Annotated in this window: 5 protein-coding genes; 3 read left to right on the top strand and 2 right to left on the bottom strand. The window is 71.4% G+C overall.

Annotation, left to right across the window (positions count from 1 at the left end):
- Positions 1 to 319: 319 nt before the first annotated feature.
- Positions 320 to 1,093 (bottom strand): hypothetical protein, encoded by a 774-nt coding sequence (locus ACFWBW_RS02745; protein WP_385367682.1) that lies wholly within the window; start codon positions 1,091 to 1,093, stop codon positions 320 to 322.
- 198 nt (positions 1,094 to 1,291) lie between these two features.
- Positions 1,292 to 2,971, bottom strand: a complete 1,680-nt coding sequence (locus ACFWBW_RS02740) for a PucR family transcriptional regulator (protein ID WP_266903589.1) — start codon at positions 2,969 to 2,971, stop codon at positions 1,292 to 1,294.
- Positions 2,972 to 3,225: 254 nt separating this feature from the next.
- Here ACFWBW_RS02740 and ACFWBW_RS02735 point away from each other — a divergent pair, with 254 nt between their 5' ends.
- The 3 genes from ACFWBW_RS02735 to ACFWBW_RS02725 are packed head-to-tail and all read left to right on the top strand — an operon-like array spanning position 3,226 to position 7,141.
- Complete coding sequence (locus tag ACFWBW_RS02735; protein ID WP_250744166.1) at positions 3,226 to 4,122, top strand: xanthine dehydrogenase family protein subunit M; 897 nt, start codon at positions 3,226 to 3,228, stop codon at positions 4,120 to 4,122.
- Between the two features lie 2 nt (positions 4,123 to 4,124).
- Positions 4,125 to 4,733, top strand: coding sequence for a (2Fe-2S)-binding protein (locus ACFWBW_RS02730; protein ID WP_385367681.1), 609 nt, complete (start codon positions 4,125 to 4,127; stop codon positions 4,731 to 4,733).
- 2 nt (positions 4,734 to 4,735) lie between these two features.
- Positions 4,736 to 7,141, top strand: a complete 2,406-nt coding sequence (locus ACFWBW_RS02725; RefSeq protein ID WP_385367680.1) for a xanthine dehydrogenase family protein molybdopterin-binding subunit — start codon at positions 4,736 to 4,738, stop codon at positions 7,139 to 7,141.
- Positions 7,142 to 7,277: the final 136 nt, after the last annotated feature.

The following is a 7,277-nucleotide window of genomic DNA, read 5'->3' as shown; positions in this document are numbered from 1 at the left end:
CTGCCCCGCCCGTGGTGGGGTCTTTCAGCTCGGCCGGGGTTTGGTCTTTCAGCCGTCCGGCGTTTGAGGACCGGGGTCTGGGGCGGAGCCCCAGGAGTCCGGGCGTAGCCCGGTTCCCCTTTCCGGGCGTAGCCCGGGGCCCCGCTTTCAGCCCGTCCGGCGTTTGAGGACCGGGTCAGGGCAGAGCCCTGGGAACGGTGGAAGGGCGGGTAGGGGACTTTGCCCCGCAGGGCCGAACCCCAGCCGCCACCCGCCCACCGGGCCCACGCCGGGACGGCGGTGGCGGCAGCCCCGCCCGGCCGCCGCCGGACGGAGTCCGTCAAGAAGGTACGGGGTGGAGCTGGTCCGCCAGCCAGGTGGGGATGCCGCCCAGGAGGTGGAAGAGGCGGCGGGCCTCCGCGCGGAGGCGGGCGGCCTCCGGTTCCGGTTCGGCTTCGGCCAGGGCCGCGAGCGCCGGGGCAGTGCCGACCAGGAAGCCCAGGTCCTCCCGGATGCGGAGGGACTCCGCGAAGCCCTTGCGGGCCTCGGCGACCTCCCCGTCCCGCAGGGCCAGCGCCGCCAGGTGCCGCCAGGTGAAGGACAGCAGCAGGGTGTCGCCGTGGGCCAGGGCGCCCGCGTGGGCCCGCCGGTACGCCGGCAGGGCGGAGGAAGGCGCGTCCGCCAGGTGCTCGGCCACCAGGCCCCGCCGGAAGTCCAGCAGCGGCCGGGTGCGGGACCCCGGAGACAGCAGCGCCGCCGCCCGGCCGAGCGCCGAGCGGGCCTCGTCGGCCCGGTCGCGCACGCCCAGTACGGTCGCCGCGTACGCCAGGTGACCGCGCTCGCACGCGGCCGCGCCCCGGTCGTCGTCGTCCTGGGAGACGGCTTCGGCCACCCGCAGCGCGTCCTCCGCCTCGGCCCAGCCCTGCCCGGTGAAGAGGCAGCGTTCGACCAGCAGCCCGGTCCGCTGCACCGCGGCTCCGGCATCGTGCAGGTGCGGCGTCAGCAGGGCCGCCGCGTCGGTCCAACAGCCGCGCGAGCGCAGCCGCCATATCGCCCGCTGGAGGGGGTCGTCTCCCCCGATAGTTCCGGCACTGGACATGGCGGTATCCGCCACATTGCCCTCCCCAAAGCAACCAAGCAGCACGTCGTTGAGCCCTGGGGCGAAATGAGAGCACGGATCGGCAGGTTCGGCCAAGGGGTCGGGTGAACTCTTTCACAAAGTCCGGACGGATCATCAGTCGCCCCCGCCCGGCCTCCAGTCGGCCTCCACTCGGTCCCGACCGGCCCCCCGGCCGGTCGGCGGTGGATCTTCTCAGCTCATCCGCAGTGCCAGGAAGAAATCGAGCTTGTCCTCCAGCCGGGAAAGATCCCGCGCCGTCAACTGCTCGATTCGCCCGACCCGGTACCTCAGCGTGTTGACGTGGAGGTGCAGCCGGGTCGCGCAGCGGGTCCACGAGCCGTCGCAGTCCAGGAACGCCTCGAGGGTCGGGATGAGCTCCGCCCGGTGGCGGCGGTCGTAGTCCCGCAGCGGGTCCAGCAGCCGGGCCGTGAAGGCGCGGCGGACGTCGTCCGGGACGAACGGGAGCAGCAGGACGTGCGAGGCCAGCTCGTGGTGGCCGGCAGCGCAGACCCGGCCCGGGCGGGCCGCCGCGACCCGGCGGGCGTGACGGGCCTCTTCCAGGGCCCCGCGCAGGCCCTCGGCGGAGGACACGGCCGCGCTGACGCCCAGGGTGAGCCGGCCGTCGTCGGCGAGTCCGGCCGCCAGGGGGTCCCGTACGGCCGCGAGCAGCGTTTCCGCGTGCAGGGCGGTGTCGGGGCCCTTCTCCTCGCCGGGCTCTCCGGCGGGCGCGGGCAGCGGTACGAGGGCGATCGCCTCGTCCCCGGCGTGCGCGACGGCGATCCTGTCCGAGGGTTCCGGCCCGGAGACCGACGGGTCGACGAGGATCTCCTCCAGCAGCGACTGGGCGACGGGGCCGCCGGCGATGTCACCGCCGTCCCAGTCCACCCGGGCCACGACGACCTGCCAGTGCGGGGCGGTGCCCAGGCCGGGCAGCAGGACCGGCGCAGCCACCCGCAGGCGGGCGGCGATCTCGGCGGGCGGAGCGCCCGTCTGGACCAGCTCCAGGACCTCCTGGGCGAGGCGGCGGCGCACCGTACGGGCCGCGTCGCGGCGGTCCCGCTCCACCGCGATGAGCTGGGTGACGCCCTGGAGCAGGTCGAGCCGCTCGGCGGGCCAGTCGCCGGCGTCGGCCTCGACGGCCAGCAGCCAGTCGGAGAGCACGCTCTCGCGGACGTCCCGGGCCGCCGGGCCCGCGGGGCCGCGCCCGTGTCCCCTGATCGGGAAGAGGGAGTAGGTAATACCCTGGAGGGAGATCCGGTGCGGGCCCCTGCGGCCCGTCCGGACCGCCGCGAGGTGCTCGCTCGCCAGTGCCGCGCAGATGCCCGGCGCCAGCGGCTCGCCCGCCCCGGCGATCTGCCGGCCGGTGGGCGAGAGCACCCAGGCCCGGAGATCGAGGTCCGTGGTGAGCAGATCCAGCACCACATCGGGTCCGCCACCGGCCGGACCGGAGGTCATGAGCCGCCGATGGCGGTCCACGACGGCCGCGAGGTCCCCGGCACGCTCTCCCGACACCTGCCGCACCACGTACTCGGTGATGGTGGCGAATGCAACGTCCTCGTTTACGGCGAACAACGGCAGACGGTTGCGCAGACACGCCGTGACCAGGTCGTCGGGAATGTCACCCAGCTCGGCCTCGCCGGCCGCCAGCCCGGCCACGCCGGCGCTCGCGAGGATTCGTACGAACGGCTCGGAGTCGGCCGAATTTCGTCTCCATGCCAGGCCAGTGAGGACCAGTTCCCCTCCGGATAGGTATCGGCTGGGATCCCTCAGGTCGGTCGTCATGACCCCGCGGACCGTCCGGTCGAGTTCTTCCTCGCCGCCCAGCAGCCGCAGCCCCAGCGCCTCGGTTTCCAGCAGTGCGCGCAGCCGCATGATGTCGCCGCCGATCTGTCTCGAATGTTGCCGTTGGAAATCGGGCAGGTCGTCGCATCCTGCCTTTCATACGAATCTACAAGACGAGGGAGGTCCCCAGCCAACTCCTTCATGGTTTCGGTGACTGCACCCGGGGGACGCAGGGCCGGTGTACTGAGTCCACACCGCGTTAACAGCACGTGAACGACCAGTCGAGGGCCCAACGGCCTCCTGGCTTGAAGTGAACGACCCGATTAAGAAGAAGAGAGCCGCACATGGACTTCCTTCGCCCCGCCAGCTGGGAGGAGGCGCTCGCCGCTAAGGCCGAGTTCCCCACAGCTGTGCCGATTGCGGGTGGCACCGATGTGATGGTCGAGATCAACTTCGACCACCGTCGGCCGGAGTACCTCCTGGACCTGAACCGCATCGGTCTCCTGCGGGAGTGGGAGGTCGGGGAGGACGTGGTCCGGCTCGGCGCTTCCGTCCCGTACACGCAGATCATGGAGAACCTCCGCACGGAGCTTCCGGGACTCGCGCTCGCCTCGCACACGGTCGCGTCCCCGCAGATCCGTAACCGCGGCGGTGTCGGCGGCAACCTCGGTTGCGCCTCGCCGGCCGGCGACTCCCACCCCGCGCTCCTCGCGGCGGGTGCCGAGGTCGAGGTGGAGTCCGTACGCGGATCCCGCCTGATCCCGATCGACGAGTTCTACACCGGCGTCAAGCGCAACGCGCTGGCCGCCGACGAGCTCATCAAGACCGTCCACGTCAAGAAGGCGGACGGCCCCCAGCAGTACTCCAAGGTCGGCTCCCGCAACGCGATGGTCATCGCCGTCTGCGCGTTCGGCCTGGCGCTGCACCCCGAGACCCGCACGGTCCGCACCGGTATCGGTTCGGCCGCGCCGACCCCGATCCGGGCGAAGGCCGCCGAGGAGTTCCTCAACGCCGCGCTCGAAGAGGGTGGCTTCTGGGAGTCCGGCAAGGTCATCACCCCGTCGATCGCCAAGCAGTTCGGTGACCTCGCCTCCGGCGCGGCCAACCCGATCGACGACGTCCGCGGCACGGCGAAGTACCGCCGCCACGCGGTCGGCATCATGGCTCGCCGTCAGCTCGTCTGGACGTGGGAGCAGTACCGCGGTTCGAACAACGGCCGCTCGCTTGAAGGGGCTGCGTAATCATGCGCGTCAATTTCACTGTCAACGGCCGTCCGCAGGAAGCCGACGACGTCTGGGAGGGCGAGTCCCTTCTCTACGTCCTGCGCGAGCGCCTGGGCCTGCCCGGTTCGAAGAACGCCTGTGAGCAGGGCGAGTGCGGTTCCTGCACCGTCCGTCTCGACGGCGTGCCGGTCTGTTCCTGTCTGGTCGCGGCCGGTCAGGTCGAGGGCCGCGACGTCGTGACCGTCGAGGGCCTGGCGGAGTTCGCCAAGCAGCGCGACGAGCACGGCCACGGCGGTGCCTGTGGCACCGGCGGCGGCTGCGGCAGCAAGGGCGGCGTCTCCCTGGACGCGGCCAAGCAGTGGCAGGCCAAGCCGGGCGACTCCCAGACCGGCGAGGGCGTCGAGCTCTCCACCATCCAGCAGGCGTTCATCGACGCCGGCGCCGTCCAGTGCGGTTTCTGCACCCCGGGCCTCCTGGTCCAGGCGGACGCGCTGCTGGAGGAGAACCCCTCCCCGTCCGACCAGGACATCCGTGAGTCCCTGTCCGGCAACCTCTGCCGCTGCACGGGCTACGAGAAGATCCTCGACGCGGTCCGCCTCGCGGCCGCCCGTCAGTCTGAGGCGGTCTGACCATGGCCCAGAACACGCGCACGGTCCCGGCGGGTACGCCGACCAACGTCACGCAGAAGCACAACAAGGGCGGCATCGGCGAGTCCACGCTGCGCCCGGACGGCACCCTCAAGGTGACCGGTGAGTTCGCGTACTCCTCGGACATGTGGCACGAGGACATGCTGTGGGGCCAGACGCTCCGCAGCACCGTCGCCCACGCCGAGATCGTCTCGATCGACATCTCCGAGGCCCTGGCGATGCCGGGCGTCTACTCGGTCCTGACGTACGACGACCTGCCGGCCGAGATGAAGAACTACGGCCTCGAGATCCAGGACACCCCGGTTCTCGCCAACGGCCGGGTACGTCACCACGGTGAGCCGGTCGCCCTCGTGGCCGCCGACCACCCGGAGACCGCCCGCCGCGCGGCCGCCAAGATCAAGATCGACTACCGTGAGCTGCCGCTCGTCACGGACGAGGCCTCCGCCCTCGCCGAGGGCGCGCCGCTGATCCACGAGGGCCGCGACGACCACCACATCGGTCACGTCCCGCACCCGAACATCGTGCACCGCCAGCCGATCATCCGCGGCAACGTGGAAGAGGCCCGCAAGCGCGCCGACGTCATCGTCGAGGGCGAGTACACCTTCGGCATGCAGGACCAGGCCTTCCTCGGCCCGGAGTCCGGCCTGGCCGTGCCGTCCGAGGACGGCGGTGTCGAGCTGTACGTCGCCACCCAGTGGCTGCACTCGGACCTCCAGCAGATCGCCCCGGTCCTGGGCCTGCCGCCGGAGAAGGTCCGCATGACGCTCTCGGGCGTCGGCGGCGCGTTCGGTGGCCGCGAAGACATCTCGATGCAGATCCACGCCTGCCTCCTGGCCCTGGCCACGAACAAGCCGGTCAAGATCGTCTACAACCGCTTCGAGTCCTTCTTCGGCCACGTGCACCGTCACCCGGCGAAGCTGTACTACGAGCACGGCGCCACCAAGGACGGCAAGCTCACGCACATGAAGTGCAAGATCGTCCTGGACGGCGGCGCGTACGCGTCCGCTTCCCCGGCGGTCGTGGGCAACGCCTCCTCCCTCTCGGTCGGTCCGTACGTCCTGGAGGACGTGGACATCGAGGCGATCGCGCTCTACACGAACAACCCGCCCTGTGGCGCGATGCGCGGCTTCGGCGCCGTCCAGGCCTGCTTCGCCTACGAGGCCCAGATGGACAAGCTCGCGGCGAAGCTCGGCATGGACCCGGTCGAGTTCCGTCAGCTCAACGCCATGGAGCAGGGCACGATCATGCCCACCGGCCAGGTCGTGGACGCTCCGGCGCCCGTCGCCGAGCTGCTGCGCCGGGTCAAGGCCCGTCCGCTGCCGCCGGAGCGCCAGTGGGAGTCCGCCGGCGAGAGCGCGGACGTCCGCGCGCTGCCCGGTGGTCTGTCGAACACCACCCACGGTGAAGGCGTCGTCCGCGGCGTCGGCTACGCGGTCGGCATCAAGAACGTCGGCTTCTCCGAGGGCTTCGACGACTACTCCACCGCCCGCGTGACCCTCGAGGTCATCAACGGCGAAGCGGTCGCGATGGTCCACACGGCCATGGCGGAGGTCGGCCAGGGCGGCATCACCGTCCACGCGCAGATCGCCCGTACCGAGCTGGGTGTCACGCAGGTGACCATCCACCCGGCCGACACGCAGGTCGGCTCCGCCGGTTCCACGTCCGCCTCGCGGCAGACGTACATGACCGGTGGCGCCGTGAAGAACACCTGTGAGGCCGTCCGCGAGGCGGTCCTGGAGATCGGCCGGCGCAAGAACGGCTCGTACCACCCCGCGTGGGCGACCGCCGAGCTGCTCCTCGAAGGCGGAAAGGTCGTCACGGACGGCGGAGAGGTCCTCGCGGACCTGGCCGACATCCTGGAGGGCGAGGACGCGATCGACATCGAGCTCGAGTTCCGCCACGCCGCGACCGAGCCCTTCGACCTGGTCACCGGCCAGGGCAACGGCCACGTCCAGTACACCTTCGCCGCGCACCGCGCGGTCGTCGAGGTGGACACCGAGCTCGGCCTCGTCAAGGTCGTCGAGCTGGCGACCGCCCAGGACGTCGGCAAGGCCCTGAACATGCTCTCCGTGGTCGGCCAGATCCAGGGTGGTACCACCCAGGGCCTGGGCGTCGCGATCATGGAAGAGATCATCGTGGACCCGAAGACCGCGAAGGTGCGCAACCCCTCCTTCACGGACTACCTGATCCCCACCATCCTCGACACCCCGACCATCCCGGTCGACGTCCTGGAGCTCGCCGACCCGAAGGCCCCGTACGGCCTGCGCGGTATGGGCGAGGCCCCGACCCTCTCGTCCACCCCGGCCGTCATCGCGGCGATCCGGGCGGCGACCGGTCTGGAGATCAACAAGACGCCGATCCGTCCGGAACTGCTCACCGGCACGCTCTAGGACGGCTGGTGGGGGGGGGGGGGGGGGGGCGGGGAAACGAGAACCCCGCCGTTTGTCTCCGCCCCCCCCCCGAGGCCCACCAGCCCGACCGTGCCCGGATCCTGGCACGCGTGGAACGCGGCATGTCCGGTGCCCC

It is taken from the genome of Streptomyces sp. NPDC059957 (assembly GCF_042730015.1).
Taxonomy (GTDB): domain Bacteria; phylum Actinomycetota; class Actinomycetes; order Streptomycetales; family Streptomycetaceae; genus Streptomyces.
This window is presented reverse-complemented; position numbering and strand designations above follow the sequence as displayed.